Consider the following 16,615-nt stretch of genomic DNA (forward strand, 5'->3'; position numbering starts at 1 on the left):
TAAAACGGACAGCTCTTTTTTCATGATTAGTTTTTTGCTTTAATTTTTCCGCCCCATTTTTTAAATCCGCCTTTCAGGTTGTAAATATCTTTGCAGCCGTGTTTGCGGAGCGTCTGTGCCGCGCGTCCGCTGCGGACATTGTTTTGGCAGTACAGATAAACGGGTTTATCAGGACGGATTTCACTTTTGCGCTGTTTCAGCTGTGACAGCGGAATGTTGCGCGCGCCGAGAATATGGCCGCCTTCAAATTCATTCGGTTCACGGACGTCAATCAGCTGCGCTTTTCTGTAGCCCGCGCGGAATTCCTCTTCCGTAAGTGTTTTCATTAAACGCTGCTGGTAAAAATACGAAACGATCATATAAACGATAAACGCCGCAACAATAATTAAAGCAATCATATTAGACAATGCAATTCTACTCCTTTAGCTTATAAAATCAAAACCCTGCTTCCTGAAAACAAGGCTTACCGGACGTTTTGGGACAAATACTATTATAGTAAAGCATGAAGCGATTGTCATCCTTAATGAAACGAAATATTTTTCATTTTCAAGGCAGTTTGTTAAACTGATTTTATTAAAACGATAAAGGAGGGTTCAGTGTATGGAAAAAGAAACATGGCGGTTTATTGACTCAGGGAATGAAAGCCCGGCATTTAACATGGCGCTGGATGAAGCGCTTTTATATTGGCACAGCCAAAAAAAAATTCCTCCGGTGATCCGTTTTTACGGCTGGAATCCGGCAACTTTGTCTGTCGGGTATTTTCAAAATATTAAGAAGGAAATTAACTTTGACGCAGTACATAAACACGGCCTCGGGTTTGTCAGAAGACCGACAGGCGGACGGGGTGTTCTGCATGATAAAGAATTGACATACAGCGTAATCGTTTCAGAGGATCACCCGGAAATGCCGGCCACGGTGACAGAGGCGTACCGGGTGATTTCAGAAGGTATTCTGCAGGGATTCAGAAACCTTGGACTTGATGCCTGCTTTGCGATTCCGCGAACGGAGAAAGAAAAAGAAAGCTTGAAAAATCCGCGCTCGTCCGTCTGCTTTGATGCGCCTTCGTGGTATGAACTGGTCGTTGAAGGACGGAAAGTTGCCGGAAGCGCACAGACACGCCAAAAAGGCGTCATTCTTCAGCACGGTTCCATCCTGCTTGACATTGATGAGGATAAACTGTTTGATCTGTTTTTATATCCGAGCGACAGAGTCCGTGAGCGCATGCAGCGGAATTTCAAAAACAAAGCGGTAGCCATCAACGCCTTAGCGCCGAAACGGGTAACGATGGATGAGGCCAGAATCGCTTTTAAAGCCGGTTTTGAGGAAGGGCTGAACATTCATCTTGAGCCTTACACACTCACGTCTGAAGAGCTTGCATTTGTCAATGAGCTGGCTGAGACGAAATACGCGTCTGATGAATGGAATTATAAGCGCTGATAAGGCTTGACAGACCGGAAGCATCCTTGTTTTTTCATGACCGTTAGTGTAAACTTGTAATGGTTTATAAAGTTAAGGTGCTTTTTGGGAGGGTTACTTATGACAACACCAAGTATGGAAGATTATATTGAACAGATTTATATGCTGATAGAAGAAAAAGGATATGCACGGGTTTCTGATATCGCGGAAGCTTTGGCAGTCCACCCCTCCTCTGTAACGAAAATGGTTCAAAAACTAGATAAAGACGAGTATTTGATTTATGAAAAATATCGCGGGCTCGTATTGACGTCAAAAGGCAAAAAGATCGGCAAACGGCTCGTATACAGACACGAATTGCTTGAGCAGTTTTTAAGAATCATTGGTGTTGATGAAGAGAAGATTTACAATGATGTTGAAGGAATCGAACATCATCTGAGCTGGAACAGCATTGACCGCATCGGCGACCTCGTTCAGTATTTTGAAGATGACGAAAGCCGGAAAAAAGAATTGAAATCCGTACAGAAAAAAACCGAAAATCCCGGTGAATAAAGGGCAGCCCGAAATGGGGCGCCCTTTTTTTAATGTCTTCATTCTTTGGTCTATTTCGCCCAGCCGTTTCTTAAAATAATAATACACCTTGAGATGGAAGGGAGAGGGCGCGCTATGCAGATTGACGGCGTATTTTCGGGCGGGGGGATAAAAGGGGTGGCGCTTGCCGGCGCTTATGAAGCGCTGGAAGAAAAGGGCTTTCGCTTTGAAAGGCTCGCCGGAACAAGCGCCGGCGCGATTATTGCCGCATTTATCGCTGCGGGCTATACGAGCAGAGAGGTTCATTCCATCATAGATGAGGTGGACGGAAGGCAATTGCTTGATCAGAGATACTCATTCCTCCCGCTGAAAATCCTGCAGTGGGTGTCGATATATTGGCGCCTCGGACTATACAGAGGCGATATGCTGGAAAAGTGGATTGCGGATAAATTAAAAGCGAAGGGCATCATCGCGTTCGGCGATTTGAAAAAAGGCTCGCTCCGTCTCATCGCTTCAGATCTGACGAACGGAACGATGATCGTGCTTCCTGACGATCTTCCCCGCTACGGATTAAATCCGGAGATGTTCCCGGTTGCCAGAGCCGTCAGAATGAGCTGCAGCATTCCTTATTTTTTTGAACCGATAAAACTGAAGACCGAAAAAGGCACCTCAACGGTCGTTGACGGCGGCGTGTTAAGCAATTTCCCGATTTGGCTGTATTCAAAAGAACGCAAACGGCCGGTCATCGGAATTTCGCTTTCGCCCAACGAAAAAGAGCGCCCGAAAAAATCAATCCGCAACGCTTTTGAGCTGTTCGGGGCTTTGTTTGAAACGATGAAAGACGCTCATGATGCCAGGCATATCGCGACAAAGTACGAACAGAATATTATTTTTATTCCGGTGGAACATGTGATGGCGACGGAGTTTCATCTCACACCGCAAAAAAAACTAGCTCTCATTGAGCTAGGAAAAAGCAGAACAGAGCAATTTTTGAAGCAATGGAGCTATTAAAAAAGCGCTCTGTTTTTCTTTTTATTCTTTTTGCCTTCTATGACGGTAAGCTGGGTCTGGCTTTTTTTCTTAAGAATCATCGGCTTCGGTCTGCTGCTGCTCGGCACGCTCCGCAAATGGCTGACCCGGCCTCTGTGTCCGGCGCGGTGCTTCGCTTTTTGCTCCTTCATTCGGAGCCGCGATTGTCTGGCCGCTTTTTTGAAAGCGGTTCCGTCACGGCCGGTGCGTCGGTTCAGGACCGTCCTCACGATAAAATAAATAATAATGCCTGCGATAATAACGGTGATTGCTCTTGAAATCATCTGCCCGGGGTTGGTTACCGCCGCATAAATGAAACCGAATGCGCCAAGCGCTATCAATACAGCAAAAAAAGGTTGTACACGATGATTCATAACTGCCCACCTCCAAAATAATAACGGTAACGGTTCAGATTACGTTGTGAGACGGCTTTTCGCTCTGTTCTGAAATGTCTTCCAGTCTGAGAAGCTCGTTAAAGCTTTCTATGGCAACCTCGACCTGGTCATCCGCCGGTTCCTTTGTCGTTAAAAGCTGCAGCCACAGGCCGGGATAACCGAGCACTTTCAAAACGGGGATATTCCGTACTCTGTTCGTCAGCTGGAGCACTTCAAAGGAGATGCCGAGAACGACCGGTATAAGCGCAATCCTGTCTAAAATCCGCACCCAAAGCGGATCTGTCGGAACGAGTAAATAGACGAACATGCCGACAATGATCGTAAATAAAATAAAGCTTGAACCGCAACGGTAATGAAGCCGTGACTGTTTCTGAACATTTTCTATTGTAATTGGCAAATTCTGTTCATAACAGTTTATGACCTTATGTTCGGCTCCATGATATTGAAACACTCTTTTAATTAACGGCGTCATTGATAAAAAATAAATGTAGCCGAGAAGCAGAATCAGCTTAAACAGACTTTCGATTCCGATCTGCGCGGCGTCTGAGGAAAATACGGGCCTTACAAGCTCCGCTAAGAAGACCGGGACGAGCGTAAAAACGAATTTGCTGAACAAAAACGACAAAACGCCGATCACCGCCAGGCTGAAAAACATCGATAAGCCGGAACCCTTCTTATCTTCCTGCTCCAGCTTGGCGTCATCCTGAGGATCAAGCCCGTAACGTTCGCTGGAAAAGTTTAAATGCTTTGTGCCGTTGGCGCTCGCCTCAATGATGGCGACGATTCCCCGCAAAAAAGGAATCTTTTTTAAAGCCGAAAGCTTGGCGTTCGGCACTCTCGGAAGCTTGAAAAAATCAATGCTTCCGTCATTCCTGCGGATGGCGGTAACATAATTTTTTCTGCCGCCGAACATTACCCCTTCAACGACAGCCTGCCCGCCGTATGCAGGGGGCGTTTTTTGTTTGGACATTGTTTATCAACCTGCCTGTTTTCTTAGGATTTACTAACCATTTCCTTTCACTCTATTGTACAGGAAACCGCGGTAAACCTCTAGTTAGACAGCCGGAAAATCAATGCTTTTTCTACATGCAGTATACCCCGTTTCTTTAGATTTTACTCATTGAATGAAAATATGGCGCAGCTTTTTATGACTTTTCAATTTTTGGGCAGTCTATGACTGGAGGTGCCATGATGACAAGCGAAAAACATTCAGAACAGGAAGAAAAAAAGAAGCGGGATGATGATCAGCAGCCTGTTTCATTTACCGGCAGAATTTGCGGTATCGGATTTGCCGGCGGTGTATTTTGGAGTTTGATCGGCTATCTCGGGTATGTCTTTCATTTTTCAGAGATCAGCCCCAACATGATTCTTCAGCCGTTTATGATCGGAGAATGGAAAAAACAATGGCTGGGCACGATGGTCAGCATCGTTGTCATCGGATTCATTTCAATTGCCGGGGCGTTTATTTATTTCGTCTGCCTGAAGCGTTTTAAAACCATGTGGCCGGGGATGGTGTACGGCGTCATTTTATGGTGTGCGGTTTTTTTCTTATTCAATCCGATTTTCGAAGATGTGAAATCCGTCACTGAATTGAAATCAGATACAATCGTGACGACGCTTTGCCTTTACATTCTGTACGGTTTGTTTGTCGGCTACTCAATTTCCTTCAACTACAATGAACTTACGTCAGACAAGCTTGCAAGGGCGCTCGGCAACAAGTGAATAAGTGTATAATCCCTGTCCGGTATGGTAAAATGTTCACGAGAAGTGAACATTTTTTATGCTGAAAACCGGGCGGGGATGCTCCCGCGTTGTCAGGCGGCAGTCAAGAATCGGCGAGGAGGAGAAAGGGAATGAAACTTGAGAAATTGCGAAATCTTTTCGGTCAGCTGGATATAGACGGAATGTTGGTGACAAGCTCCGCCAATCTGCAGTATATGACGGGATTTACGGGTTCGTCAGGCCTTGCGGTCATATCGAAAGAACGTGCGGCATTTATCACGGATTTCCGTTACACCGAGCAGGCGAAGACGCAAGTGAAGGGTTTTGACATTATCGAGCACGGCGGAAGCTTAATCCAAACGGCTGCGGATACGATTCTTGAGTACGGCATTAAAAAACTCGGCTTCGAGCAAAACAGCATGACGTACGGAACATATGCATCCTACCAAGCGGTGCTGCAGGAAGCGGAGATGGTTCCCGTCGCGGATTCCGTTGAAAAGTTGCGCTTGATTAAGTCAAGTGAAGAGATTAAGATATTAGAGGAAGCTGCGAAGATTGCGGATGATGCGTTTGAACATATTCTGACGTTTATCAAACCGGGCATCTCAGAGATTTCAGTTGCAAACGAGCTTGAATTTTATATGAGACGTCAAGGAGCAGACGGCTCTTCCTTTGATATGATCGTCGCCTCGGGAGTCAGATCCAGCCTTCCCCACGGAGTGGCAAGCGGCAAATTGATTGAAAAGGGAGACTTGGTCACGCTCGATTTCGGCGCTTATTATAAAGGCTATTGTTCTGATATCACACGCACCGTCGCGGTCGGAGAGCCAAGTGATAAACTGAAAGAGATTTATCAGGTCGTATACGATGCCCAAGCGCTTGGTGTCCTGCATATTAAACCCGGCATGACGGGAAAAGAAGCGGATGCCCTGACGAGGGATCATATCACCGCAAAAGGCTACGGACAGTATTTCGGCCATTCGACAGGACACGGGTTCGGAATGGAAGTCCATGAATCACCGGGGCTGTCTTTCAGGTCATCGGCCGTTCTTGAGCCGGGCATGGCGGTAACGGTTGAGCCGGGCATATACATACCGGAAGTCGGGGGCGCAAGAATCGAAGATGATATCATCATCACTGAGGACGGCAACCGGACAATTACGCATTCCCCTAAAGAATTAATTATTTTGTGATCGGAATATAGGAGGACATCAAACATGATTTCAGTTAACGATTTTCGTACAGGACTAACGATTGAAGTAGACGGCGGCATTTGGCGCGTCGTTGACTTTCAGCACGTAAAACCGGGAAAAGGAGCGGCATTTGTCCGTTCTAAATTGCGTAACCTGCGCACGGGCGCTATTCAGGAGAAAACATTCCGTGCAGGTGAAAAAGTCGCGAAAGCTCAAATCGAAACAAAAACGATGCAGTATCTTTATGCCAACGGTGATCAGCACGTGTTCATGGATACAAGCTCATATGAACAGCTTGAATTGAACGAAAACCAAATCGAAGAAGAATTGAAATACCTTCTGGAAAATATGTCTGTGCATATCATGATGTATCAGTCTGAAACGCTCGGTATTGAACTGCCGAACACAGTTGAACTGAAAGTTGTTGAAACAGAGCCGGGAATTAAAGGCGACACGGCGTCAGGCGGCACGAAACCTGCCAAAACGGAAACAGGCCTTGTCGTAAACGTACCGTTCTTCGTGAACGAAGGCGATACGCTGGTTGTAAATACATCAGACGGTTCTTACGTGTCAAGAGCGTAGTTAAAGAAATTCGGAGTCTGCTCCTTTTACGGGGCAGGCTTTTTTTGCGTTCTGCCTCAGAATCTTTCTTCTATATGAAAATAGTGAGACTACTTCCGTCAGCTAGAGCATATAGTGTAACAAAATGCTTGAAGTTGGGGGATTGCAATGAAATTTTTGTTCGGTTCAATCAATTCTACTGTTTTAACGATGGCCGGTTTACGAGTTTTGTCCTCGCTCATTGAATTATCTGCCGCTATTATCATGCTTTTGACAAACGACATCAGAAAAGCGGTTGTGGTGAATAGTATTTTGGCAATCGTCGGCCCTCTGATCTTTATCATCACAATGACGATCGGCATTTATCAGATTGCCGGACAGCTCTCATATGCAAAATTAATATTGATTTTTGCGGGGGTGGTGCTGATTTTGGCCGGTGTGCATAAATAGAGGGCCGGGGTGTCATAAAGTCTGTCCCGGATCATACATTTTAAAGAAGCCAATCGGTAAAAAGGAGGGGACTCTATTGAATGAAATTACAGAGGTTCTCCCTGAATTATTGAGAGATGCCATCTCCGCCGTGCCCGAAGAAGCGAGGCGGGATACAGAAGAAATCAGAATCCGGGTCGACAGGCCGGTTGAACTGATCCAAAAAGGACAACCTTTGTATTTGTCATATGTGTGTACGGCCGGCGACGCACAGCTGATCCTCAGCCGGCTCAGCAACTACAGTATGTACACGCTGGAAGAAGAGCTGAAAAAAGGATACATCACAATCAGAGGAGGCCACCGTGTGGGGCTGGCCGGAAGAGTCATCGTCGAAAACGGAGCCGTCAAAGGACTCCGGGATATTACTTCTTTTAATATCCGAATCGCCCGGGAGAAGCTGGGGATCGCAGAACCGCTCATTCCTTTCTTATGGAAAGAAAACTGGCTGAACACGCTGATCATCGGTCCTCCGCAAACGGGGAAAACGACCTTGCTTCGTGATTTGGCCCGGCTTTCCAGCACCGGATCAAAACGCATCCCGGCAAAAAAGACAGGTATCGTAGATGAACGGTCGGAAATTGCCGGCTGCCTGCGGGGCATTCCCCAGCACAGTTTCGGCCGCAGAGTCGATGTCCTTGATGCCTGTCCGAAGGCGGAAGGGCTGATGATGATGATCCGTTCTATGAGTCCTGATGTCATAATTGTGGATGAGATCGGCAGAATGGAAGACTCACAAGCGCTGATGGAGGCGCTCCATGCGGGCGTATCCGTTATCGTCTCTGCGCACGGATGGAATATGAAAGACTTGGTCAAGAGGCCGTCGCTGAAAATGCTTTGGGAGGAAAACGTGTTTGACCGGTATGTTGAACTGTCAAGACGCCGCGGTCCGGGAACGATCAGCAGGATGTACGGAAAGGACGGGGAACCTGTTCCGCATGCTGAAAGCGTGATGACATGCTGAAGCTTTTGGGTGCCGTGTTCATTCTGACAGCGACGACATGGACGGGATTTGAGATCGCCAAAATGTATATTGAAAGGCCGAGACAGATCCGTCAGCTGCGCGCGGCGCTGCAATCGCTTGAAGCGGAAATCATGTTCGGGCATACGCCGCTGCACATAGCTTCGGGACAAATCGCCGCACAGCTTTCCAAGCCTGTATCGTCATTGTTTCAAGCTTTCAGCAGGAGGCTTGAGCAGGGAAGCGATTCCGCCAAAACGGCCTGGGAACAGAGCTTGAAACATAACTGGCCCTCCATGGCGATGAAAAAAAGCGAATACGATGTGCTGAAGCAATTCGGAGAGACGCTCGGGCTCCATGACCGTGTTTCTCAGCAGAAACATATCAAGCTTGCGCTTACACATTTGGAAGCGGCGGAAGCGGATGCCGGACGGGCGCAGGCGAAAAATGAAAAAATGGTGAAAAGCTTAGGATTTTTAGCCGGACTGTTACTCATTCTTCTATTGATGTAAACATGAGGGGAGCAAACATAAAATGGGAGTCGACGTAAATGTCATTTTTCAAATCGCCGGAGTCGGTATCGTGGTTGCGTTTCTGCACACCATACTTGACCAAATGGGAAAAAAAGAATACGCCCAATGGGTGACGCTGCTTGGCTTTATCTATATTTTATTTATGGTGGCGACGATTGTCGATGACCTGTTCAAAAAGATCAAAGCTGTGTTTCTATTCCAAGGATAGGGGGGCTTACAGATTGAGATTGTTCAAATTGTAGGTTTAGGCCTGATCGCCACATTTCTCTCCCTGATCGTAAAAGAACAGAAACCGACTTTCGCGTTTATGATTGTCGTCTTCAGCGGCTGCGTGATCTTTCTCTATCTCATCGATCAGATTTACGACATTATCAGAATGATAGAAAAAATAGCCGTCAATGCAAATGTCAATATGGTCTATGTGGAAACCATTTTAAAAATTATCGGCATCGCCTACATCGCTGAATTCGGTGCGCAGCTGACAAAGGATGCGGGCCAGGGAGCGATTGCTTCGAAAATAGAGCTGGCCGGAAAAATTTTGATACTGGTAATGGCCGTGCCGATACTCACCGTCATTATTGAAACGATTCTCGGACTTATTCCTTCTTGATCATCAATAAAATGGAAAGGGGGGGGCACAAAAAATGAAGCGCTTTCGGTGGGCGGGGGCTTTTTTGTTCATCCTCTTATTTTTTCAGACTGAATGTGTACAAGCTGCCGGAACAGACGGTGCGTCGCAGGAAACCGCAGTTCACCAAGAATCCGCTGATGAAGTGGCGAAAAAGCAGGCTGAAGCGCTGAAAACAGAAGGCATCGGAAAGTTTTGGGACGACATCATGACAGAATACGGCGGTCTTCTGCCTGAAAGCCAAAAGGGAAGCATCATCGACTTTATTAACGGAGAAAAAACGTTCTCGCCGGAGGCATGGCTGAAGGCTTTATTTTCATACTTGTTTCATGAAGTGCTCGCAAACGGAAAGCTCCTGGGAACTTTGATTCTTCTCACCATTTTTTGTGTCATTCTGCAGCTTTTGCAAAATGCGTTCCAGCAGAGCACCGTCAGCAAAGTGGCTTATGCAATCGTCTACATGGTGCTGATTATTCTCGCTTTAAACAGCTTTCATGTTGCCGTCAATTATGCCAGTGAAGCGATCCAGACGATGACAAGTTTCATTCTCGCGCTCATCCCGCTTTTACTCGCGCTTTTGGCGTCTTCCGGGGGAGCCGTCTCCGCAGCTTTTTTTCACCCCGTTATTTTATTTCTGATGAATACGAGCGGCCTTCTCATTCAAAACATTGTCATGCCGCTTATCTTCCTGTCAGCGATTTTAAGCATCGTCAGCACGATGACGGATCAATATAAAGTCACGCAGCTTGCCAATCTGCTCAGAAATATCGCGATCGGCGCGCTTGCCGTATTTCTCACCGTGTTTCTCGGCGTCATCTCCGTACAGGGGGCTTCGGCTGCCGTGACGGACGGGATTACCCTCAGGACTGCAAAATTTATCACAGGCAATTTTATTCCCGTGCTCGGCCGGATGTTTACGGATGCGACGGATACGGTCATCAGCGCCTCGCTCCTATTAAAAAACACCGTAGGAATCCTAGGAGTCGGAATTTTGATCTGCATCTCCGCATTTCCGGCGATTAAAGTGCTCTCGCTCGCTTTTATTTATAAGCTCGCGGCCGCTATTCTGCAGCCGCTCGGAGGCGGGCCCGTCATTACGTGCCTCGGCGTCATCAGCAGAAGCGTGCTGTATATTTTCGCGGCGCTCGCCATCGTCTCTCTCATGTTTTTCCTCAGTATTACAGTCATTATTACAGCAGGCAACCTCACCATGATGATGAAATAAAGGAGGCCCATTGGATATGAGCTTTTTAACAGAATGGCTGACAAGCATTATTTTATTTATCTTATTCGCCATCGTCATCGACATGCTGCTGCCAAGCTCCAGTATGCAAAAATACGCCAAGATGGTTGTCAGCCTGCTGTTAATCATTGTCATGCTCAACCCGATCTTCAAACTTTTCAAAACAGACCCGGAAATCATCTTCGATTATTTGACAAAACAAGAGCAATCTCAATCCGCTGATATAAAAAATCAAATCAAATCAGAAAAAAAAAGAAATACAAGCATCAAACCGCGCATATGTTTTAGAAGAAATGGCTGTCCAACTAAAAAAGAAAGCGGAGGAGATGTTCAGTCATGACGAATACAAAATAGACGACATCCGCCTTACAGCGGAAGAACAGGTTCGTTCAGAAGAAGATGTAAAAACGATCAGCGTGTATATGGCCCCATCTTCTGAAAAAACCGTGCAAACCGTCGCACCGATCGACATCCGCACAGACCGCAAATACGAACCGGAAGGCGCAGCCGACAAAAAAGAGGCCGCAGACATCAAAGAGAAACTTGCGGATATATGGGAAATCGGCAGTGAGAAAATTACGGTTTATATGGAAGGCGGGGAGAAAAACGGCCATGAATAAAAACGGACTATGGACCATACTCAAAAAACAGCTGATGATCGGACAGGCGAAAGACGGAGAAAAACCAAAACTGACAAAATATCATTACTTTCTGTTCGTGTTTGTGCTCGGGGTATCTTTTATGCTGGTGAGCCAGCTGTTCTCTTCACCGGAGAAAACCGGGAAGGACCAAGCGGCGCAGACCGTCATGTCCGGCCGAACGGAAGACAAAAGCGGGCAAAAAAGCGCACCCGTTTTTAAGGCATCGAAAGACAGCAGCGCCAAAAACACGATCGATGATTATGAAAGAGACTATGAAAACCAGCTGAAAGAAATCCTTGAAACGATTATCGGCGTGGAGGATGTATCAATTGTCGTAAACGTAGACGCAACATCTTTAAAAGTGTTTGAGAAAAATAAAACGAAAAAAGACACCACCACCGAAGAAACCGATAAAGAAGGCGGCAAAAGAAGCGTAACCGATCAAACCTCAGAGGAACAAATTGTCATGATTCGAAACGGGGATCAGGAAACCCCGGTCGTCGTCCAGACGAAAAAACCCGATATCCGCGGTGTACTCGTTGTCGCTCAGGGAGTGGACAACGTTCAAATAAAAAAAACCATCATTGATGCCGTCACAAGGGTGCTTGATGTTCCGAGCTACCGTGTAGCGGTTGCCCCTAAAAAAATCAAGGAGGATTCATAAATCATGCTGAAAAAACAAACGGTTTGGCTTTTAACAATGCTCAGTCTCGTCGTGGTATTAAGTGTTTATTATATTATGTCGCCGGAAAGCAAAAATGCCGTGCAGATGAAAAGCGAAAAAAGCAGCGGAGAAGTGGCAACTGAAAAAACGCCGGCTCCTGAAACGAAAGATAAGAACGGAAGCGGCACGGATAAAGAAGACGGAACAAAAGGAACGAAAGATTCTAAAGGCACAAAAGAAGATAAAGAAACATCAGCCGAAGCATCGGACAAAGACGGAGCGGTCGCTACAGAAACAGCTGATGAAAACTTATTTACCGCATACCGCATGGAGCTTGAAGACGCGAGAAGCAAAGAAAGGGAACAGTTAAACAGCATTGTTTCAAGCGATGATGCGACCGCAAAGGAAAAAAGCGAAGCCTACGATAAAATGACGGCGCTGAGCAATGCTGAAGGGACGGAAAAACAGCTGGAAACGCTGATTAAAACACAAGGCTACAAAGATGCGCTCGTGGATGCTGAAGGAGACAAAATCAATATTACGGTCATGTCTGACAAACATTCAAACGCAAAAGCTTCCGCTATCATTGACCTGGTGGAAAAAGAAATCAAGACGATGAAAGACGTCGCCGTCACGTTTGAACCGACAAAATAAGAGATCTCCACCGCCCGCACCTGCTGCGGGCTTTTCTGATGTCATTTTAGATCAGTGTTGAATTTACACAAGCGCTCCTGTAAGATAAACATAGTATGTACTTTTAGTAGCAACCCATAAATTTCTATTTTTTATACATAGGAGTGGAAACTGATGTTAAAAATCAACGAAATTCATGAACTGATAAAAAGAATCGATGAATCTTCCATCGACGAATTCGTTTACGAAATCGAAGGCGTAAGCCTCAAACTGAAAAAAAATGAAGCGCCGGCAGTGAATGTAACGGGACAAGCCCAAGCCGTTCCCGCCGCTTACGCACCTGCTCCGCAGGCTGCAAAACCGGAAGCGCGTGAAGCCGCTCCTGTTCAGGAAGCGCCGAAACAAGACGAAAACCTGCACAAAATTACGTCTCCGATGGTCGGAACGTTTTATGCTTCTTCATCGCCGGAAGCCGGCCCTTACGTAAACCAAGGTTCAAAAGTGAGCGAAAATACAGTTGTTTGTATCGTAGAAGCAATGAAACTCTTTAACGAGATTGAAGCCGAAGTAAAAGGAGAAATCGTTGAAGTGTTAGTTGAAAACGGCCAGCTGGTCGAATACGGACAACCTCTATTTCTTGTAAAAGCTGAGTAAGGAGACCTGCTATTATGATTAAAAAGCTATTGATCGCCAACCGAGGAGAAATCGCCGTCAGAATCATCCGGGCCTGCAAAGAGCTGGGCATTGAAACTGTAGCCGTTTATTCTGAGGCAGATAAAGACGCCCTGCATGTCCAAATGGCCGATGAGGCTTTTTGTATCGGGCCGAAAACATCAAAAGAAAGCTATTTAAATGTAACGAACATCGTCAGCGTCGCAAAGCTGACCGGCACGGATGCGATTCATCCGGGATACGGGTTTTTAGCTGAAAACGCCGACTTTGCCGAGCTGTGCGAGGAATTAAACGTAACGTTTGTCGGCCCTACGGCTGACGCTATTTCAAAAATGGGAACAAAAGATATCGCGCGCGACACGATGCAGCTGGCGGGCGTGCCGATTGTACCCGGTTCAAAAGGAATCATAAAAAATACGGAAGAAGCGGTTTCGCTTGCAGGTGAAATTGGGTATCCTGTCATTATAAAAGCCACTGCGGGCGGAGGCGGAAAAGGCATCCGGGTCGCACGCACAGAAGAAGAACTGATCAAAGGCATTGAGATTACCCAGCAGGAAGCCGCTACGGCATTCGGAAATCCGGGTGTGTACATCGAGAAGTACATAGAAGATTTCCGCCATGTTGAAATTCAGGTGCTTGCGGATAATTACGGAAACACGATCCATCTCGGAGAGCGTGACTGTTCTATCCAAAGACGTCTGCAAAAACTTCTTGAAGAGTCACCGTCACCTGCGCTTGATTCTGAAATCAGGGAGCAGATGGGCGAAGCTGCGGTAAAAGCAGCGAAGGCCGTCGGTTACACGGGAGCCGGCACAGTAGAATTCATTTATGACTACAGAGAACAGCGCTACTACTTCATGGAAATGAACACGCGTATTCAAGTAGAGCACCCTGTCACAGAAATGGTGACGGGAACGGATCTGATCAAAGAACAGATCAAAGTGGCATCCGGACAGGAGCTTTCGCTCAGACAGGAAGACGTTGAATTTAACGGCTGGGCGATTGAATGCCGCATCAATGCTGAAAATCCTGCGAAAAACTTCATGCCTTCACCCGGTAAAATTAACATGTACCTGCCGCCGGGCGGACTCGGCGTACGCGTGGATTCAGCCGCATATCCCGGCTATTCGATCCCGCCGTACTATGACAGTATGATTGCTAAAGTCATCACATACGGAACAACGCGTGATGAGGCAGTCGCACGGATGAAACGCGCGCTGAGCGAATTCGTGATTGAAGGTATTGAAACGACGATTCCGTTCCATCTGAAACTGCTTGAACACGAAACATTTGTCAGCGGAGAGTTTAATACAAAGTTTTTAGAAACATATGATGTAATGGGCTCATAATTTTTGCGGGAGGTGAATTGAATGGAAGACAACAGTGTGCTTAAAATGGATCATGACGAGGCTCATTTAGGCAAGGTTGAAATTGCTCCTGAGGTCATTGAAGTCATTGCCGGCATCGCCGCTTCCGAAGTTGAAGGAGTTGCTGAAATGCGCGGCAATTTCGCCACCGGCGTCGTAGAACGCTTCGGCAAAATCAATCACGGTAAAGGCGTAAAGGTCGATTTAGCCGATGACGGGATTACCATCGACGTCTATTGCGTCGTTCAATTCGGGATCTCGATCCCGAAAGTGGCGGCAAGCGTTCAGGAGAATATCCGCCAAACCTTATTAAACATGACGTCTCTGACCATTAATGAAATCAATATTCATATCGTCGGCATTCAATTTGACACGAAAGCCCAAGAAGTCGAAATCGACGAAGAAATGTAATGAGCGTATAAAAACCAAGGGGATGGGCAGCCCTTTGGTTTTTTATACGTTTCCCGTCATTTCAGGCATGAAGAAAGCCGGCTTACAAACGGCAGCCGAGTTTCTTCATGCTGTGAAATCCGAATGAAATTAATACGGTTTGTGAAAATATTCGGCATTAGGGTGAAAAAACCTAAATTTCGACATGCGATTGAGAAAAAAATATGTTATGATCTCTTTAAGCTTAACGACAAGCGGATAAAGCGGATCTGAAGGAGAAAGAAAATGAAAAGAAGAACAGCTAGAGAAAAAGCTTTGCAGGCACTTTTTCAGATTGATGTCAGCGATATTGCACCGAACGAGGCCATTGAGCACGCGCTTGATGGTGAAAAAACAGATGCCTTCTTTGAACAGCTGGTGTACGGAGTGATCGAACATCAGGTTCAGCTTGATGAAATGATTTCCGGCCATCTCGTCAATTGGAAGCTTGACCGGATTGCAAACGTAGACCGCGCGATCCTGCGTCTGGCGGTGTATGAAATGGTTTATACTGACGACATTCCTGCTAACGTGTCATTAAACGAAGCAATCGAGCTGGCAAAACGGTTCGGCGACGATAAAGCTGCAAAATTCGTCAACGGGGTTCTTTCTAACATTAAAACTGATATCGAATCATAGGAGGAAAGAAAATGACTGCAACAATCATCGACGGAAAAGAAACGGCTAAAGAAAAACGCGAACAATTGGCAAAAGAAGTAGAAGAGCTGAAAGCACAAGGCGTAGTGCCCGGTTTGGCGGTCATTTTAATCGGAGACGATCCCGCTTCTGTTTCATATGTGACAGGCAAGAAAAAAGCCGCTGAAACAATGGGAATGAAATTTAAGCTTGACCGCTTTGACTCAAGCTTAACCGAGGCGGAGCTTTTAACAGTGATTGATCAGTATAATCAAAATCCGGAATTCCACGGCATTCTCGTCCAGCTGCCGCTCCCGGATCATATTTCTGAAAAAGCCGTAATCGAGCGGATCTCTCCCGATAAGGATGTTGACGGTTTCCACCCTCTCAACGTCGGGAAAATGCTGCTTGGCGAAGATACATTTCTTCCATGCACGCCGCACGGAATTGTCGAGTTATTGAAAAAGACGAACGTAGATCTTTCCGGCAAAGAAGTTGTTGTAGTCGGACGAAGCAATATTGTCGGTAAACCGGTCGGCCAGCTGCTGCTGAACGAAAACGCGACCGTCACATATTGCCATTCCCGCACGAAAAATATGTCTGAGCATACGAAAAAAGCAGATATTCTTGTGGTAGCGGTCGGTAAAGCGAATTTCATCAAAGCCGATCAAATCAAAGAGGGCGCCATTGTCATTGATGTCGGCGTCAACCGTCTCGAAAGCGGAAAACTCTGCGGAGACGTTCAGTTTGATGAAGCGAAAGAAAAAGCATCTTTCATTACGCCGGTGCCGGGCGGAGTAGGTCCGATGACCATCACAATGCTTGCGCATAATACTGTTAAATCTGCCAGACGTACGTTATCATAGATAACCGGAGAC

Annotated in this window: 22 protein-coding genes and 1 pseudogene; 20 read left to right on the forward strand and 3 right to left on the reverse strand. The window is 46.4% G+C overall.

The window, feature by feature from the left end; genetic code table 11:
• Positions 1 to 26: 26 nt before the first annotated feature.
• Positions 27 to 407, reverse strand: a complete 381-nt coding sequence (locus MJQ52_RS19360; RefSeq protein ID WP_007408335.1) for a rhodanese-like domain-containing protein — start codon at positions 405 to 407, stop codon at positions 27 to 29.
• Between the two features lie 193 nt (positions 408 to 600).
• Here MJQ52_RS19360 and MJQ52_RS19365 point away from each other — a divergent pair, with 193 nt between their 5' ends.
• The 3 genes from MJQ52_RS19365 to MJQ52_RS19375 all read left to right on the forward strand — a co-directional run bounded on the left by MJQ52_RS19365 (position 601) and on the right by MJQ52_RS19375 (position 2,955).
• Positions 601 to 1,437 (forward strand): lipoate--protein ligase family protein, encoded by an 837-nt coding sequence (locus tag MJQ52_RS19365; RefSeq protein WP_003153114.1) that lies wholly within the window; start codon positions 601 to 603, stop codon positions 1,435 to 1,437.
• Positions 1,438 to 1,536: 99 nt separating this feature from the next.
• On the forward strand, positions 1,537 to 1,965 hold the full coding sequence (gene mntR / locus MJQ52_RS19370) for a transcriptional regulator MntR (protein WP_007408338.1): 429 nt from the start codon (positions 1,537 to 1,539) through the stop codon (positions 1,963 to 1,965).
• A gap of 114 nt (positions 1,966 to 2,079) precedes the next feature.
• Positions 2,080 to 2,955 carry a patatin-like phospholipase family protein gene (locus tag MJQ52_RS19375; protein WP_003153118.1) on the forward strand — a complete coding sequence of 292 codons (876 nt, stop codon included), beginning with the start codon at positions 2,080 to 2,082 and terminating at the stop codon, positions 2,953 to 2,955.
• Here the strand turns inward: MJQ52_RS19375 and MJQ52_RS19380 are convergent.
• Both MJQ52_RS19380 and MJQ52_RS19385 read right to left on the reverse strand, forming a co-directional pair.
• On the reverse strand, positions 2,952 to 3,347 hold the full coding sequence (locus tag MJQ52_RS19380) for an SA1362 family protein (RefSeq protein WP_003153119.1): 396 nt from the start codon (positions 3,345 to 3,347) through the stop codon (positions 2,952 to 2,954). The two genes, MJQ52_RS19375 and MJQ52_RS19380, sit on opposite strands and share 4 nt — an antisense overlap.
• Before the next feature lie 34 nt (positions 3,348 to 3,381).
• On the reverse strand, positions 3,382 to 4,338 hold the full coding sequence (locus tag MJQ52_RS19385) for a DUF1385 domain-containing protein (protein WP_003153120.1): 957 nt from the start codon (positions 4,336 to 4,338) through the stop codon (positions 3,382 to 3,384).
• A 221-nt stretch (positions 4,339 to 4,559) separates the two neighbouring features.
• Between MJQ52_RS19385 and MJQ52_RS19390 the strand changes: the two genes are divergently transcribed.
• The 17 genes and pseudogenes from MJQ52_RS19390 (at position 4,560) to folD (ending at position 16,603) form a co-directional block, all read left to right on the forward strand.
• Positions 4,560 to 5,090, forward strand: a complete 531-nt coding sequence (locus MJQ52_RS19390; protein ID WP_044053460.1) for a YqhR family membrane protein — start codon at positions 4,560 to 4,562, stop codon at positions 5,088 to 5,090.
• 131 nt (positions 5,091 to 5,221) lie between these two features.
• On the forward strand, positions 5,222 to 6,283 hold the full coding sequence (locus MJQ52_RS19395) for a M24 family metallopeptidase (RefSeq protein WP_003153122.1): 1,062 nt from the start codon (positions 5,222 to 5,224) through the stop codon (positions 6,281 to 6,283).
• 24 nt (positions 6,284 to 6,307) lie between these two features.
• Positions 6,308 to 6,865 carry an elongation factor P gene (gene efp / locus MJQ52_RS19400; protein WP_003153123.1) on the forward strand — a complete coding sequence of 186 codons (558 nt, stop codon included), beginning with the start codon at positions 6,308 to 6,310 and terminating at the stop codon, positions 6,863 to 6,865.
• Between the two features lie 147 nt (positions 6,866 to 7,012).
• Positions 7,013 to 7,294 carry a YqhV family protein gene (locus MJQ52_RS19405; RefSeq protein WP_003153124.1) on the forward strand — a complete coding sequence of 94 codons (282 nt, stop codon included), beginning with the start codon at positions 7,013 to 7,015 and terminating at the stop codon, positions 7,292 to 7,294.
• 76 nt (positions 7,295 to 7,370) lie between these two features.
• Entirely contained in the window at positions 7,371 to 8,294 is a 924-nt protein-coding gene (spoIIIAA, locus tag MJQ52_RS19410; protein ID WP_058906180.1) for a stage III sporulation protein AA, read from the forward strand.
• Positions 8,288 to 8,803 carry a stage III sporulation protein SpoIIIAB gene (gene spoIIIAB, locus MJQ52_RS19415; RefSeq protein ID WP_003153126.1) on the forward strand — a complete coding sequence of 172 codons (516 nt, stop codon included), beginning with the start codon at positions 8,288 to 8,290 and terminating at the stop codon, positions 8,801 to 8,803. Before spoIIIAA ends, spoIIIAB begins: the two co-directional genes overlap by 7 nt.
• Before the next feature lie 22 nt (positions 8,804 to 8,825).
• On the forward strand, positions 8,826 to 9,032 hold the full coding sequence (gene spoIIIAC / locus MJQ52_RS19420) for a stage III sporulation protein AC (protein WP_003153142.1): 207 nt from the start codon (positions 8,826 to 8,828) through the stop codon (positions 9,030 to 9,032).
• 12 nt (positions 9,033 to 9,044) lie between these two features.
• Positions 9,045 to 9,434, forward strand: a complete 390-nt coding sequence (spoIIIAD, locus tag MJQ52_RS19425) for a stage III sporulation protein AD (RefSeq protein WP_071392571.1) — start codon at positions 9,045 to 9,047, stop codon at positions 9,432 to 9,434.
• 34 nt (positions 9,435 to 9,468) lie between these two features.
• The gene (spoIIIAE, locus tag MJQ52_RS19430) at positions 9,469 to 10,677 is read left to right on the forward strand and encodes a stage III sporulation protein AE (protein ID WP_003153145.1); all 1,209 of its coding nucleotides are present in this window, start codon (positions 9,469 to 9,471) and stop codon (positions 10,675 to 10,677) included.
• A 16-nt stretch (positions 10,678 to 10,693) separates the two neighbouring features.
• Positions 10,694 to 11,315 (forward strand): annotated as a pseudogene (gene spoIIIAF / locus MJQ52_RS19435) (stage III sporulation protein AF).
• Positions 11,308 to 12,000 (forward strand): stage III sporulation protein AG, encoded by a 693-nt coding sequence (gene spoIIIAG, locus MJQ52_RS19440; protein WP_003153148.1) that lies wholly within the window; start codon positions 11,308 to 11,310, stop codon positions 11,998 to 12,000. Before spoIIIAF ends, spoIIIAG begins: the two are co-directional and overlap by 8 nt.
• 3 nt (positions 12,001 to 12,003) lie before the next feature.
• Positions 12,004 to 12,654: a SpoIIIAH-like family protein gene (locus tag MJQ52_RS19445; protein WP_070082100.1), complete on the forward strand. Its 651-nt coding sequence runs from the start codon at positions 12,004 to 12,006 to the stop codon at positions 12,652 to 12,654.
• 153 nt (positions 12,655 to 12,807) lie between these two features.
• Positions 12,808 to 13,287 (forward strand): acetyl-CoA carboxylase biotin carboxyl carrier protein, encoded by a 480-nt coding sequence (gene accB / locus MJQ52_RS19450; protein WP_070082099.1) that lies wholly within the window; start codon positions 12,808 to 12,810, stop codon positions 13,285 to 13,287.
• A gap of 14 nt (positions 13,288 to 13,301) precedes the next feature.
• A complete protein-coding gene (accC, locus tag MJQ52_RS19455) occupies positions 13,302 to 14,654 on the forward strand; it encodes an acetyl-CoA carboxylase biotin carboxylase subunit (protein ID WP_007408348.1) in 1,353 nt (450 codons plus the stop codon).
• 21 nt (positions 14,655 to 14,675) lie between these two features.
• Entirely contained in the window at positions 14,676 to 15,083 is a 408-nt protein-coding gene (locus MJQ52_RS19460) for an Asp23/Gls24 family envelope stress response protein (protein ID WP_003153156.1), read from the forward strand.
• A 264-nt stretch (positions 15,084 to 15,347) separates the two neighbouring features.
• Positions 15,348 to 15,740, forward strand: coding sequence for a transcription antitermination factor NusB (gene nusB / locus MJQ52_RS19465; RefSeq protein WP_003153163.1), 393 nt, complete (start codon positions 15,348 to 15,350; stop codon positions 15,738 to 15,740).
• A gap of 11 nt (positions 15,741 to 15,751) precedes the next feature.
• Positions 15,752 to 16,603, forward strand: a complete 852-nt coding sequence (gene folD, locus MJQ52_RS19470) for a bifunctional methylenetetrahydrofolate dehydrogenase/methenyltetrahydrofolate cyclohydrolase FolD (protein WP_007408350.1) — start codon at positions 15,752 to 15,754, stop codon at positions 16,601 to 16,603.
• Positions 16,604 to 16,615: the final 12 nt, after the last annotated feature.

The sequence above is a fragment of the Bacillus sp. jun7 genome, assembly GCF_051034795.1.
Lineage (GTDB): Bacteria > Bacillota > Bacilli > Bacillales > Bacillaceae > Bacillus > Bacillus velezensis.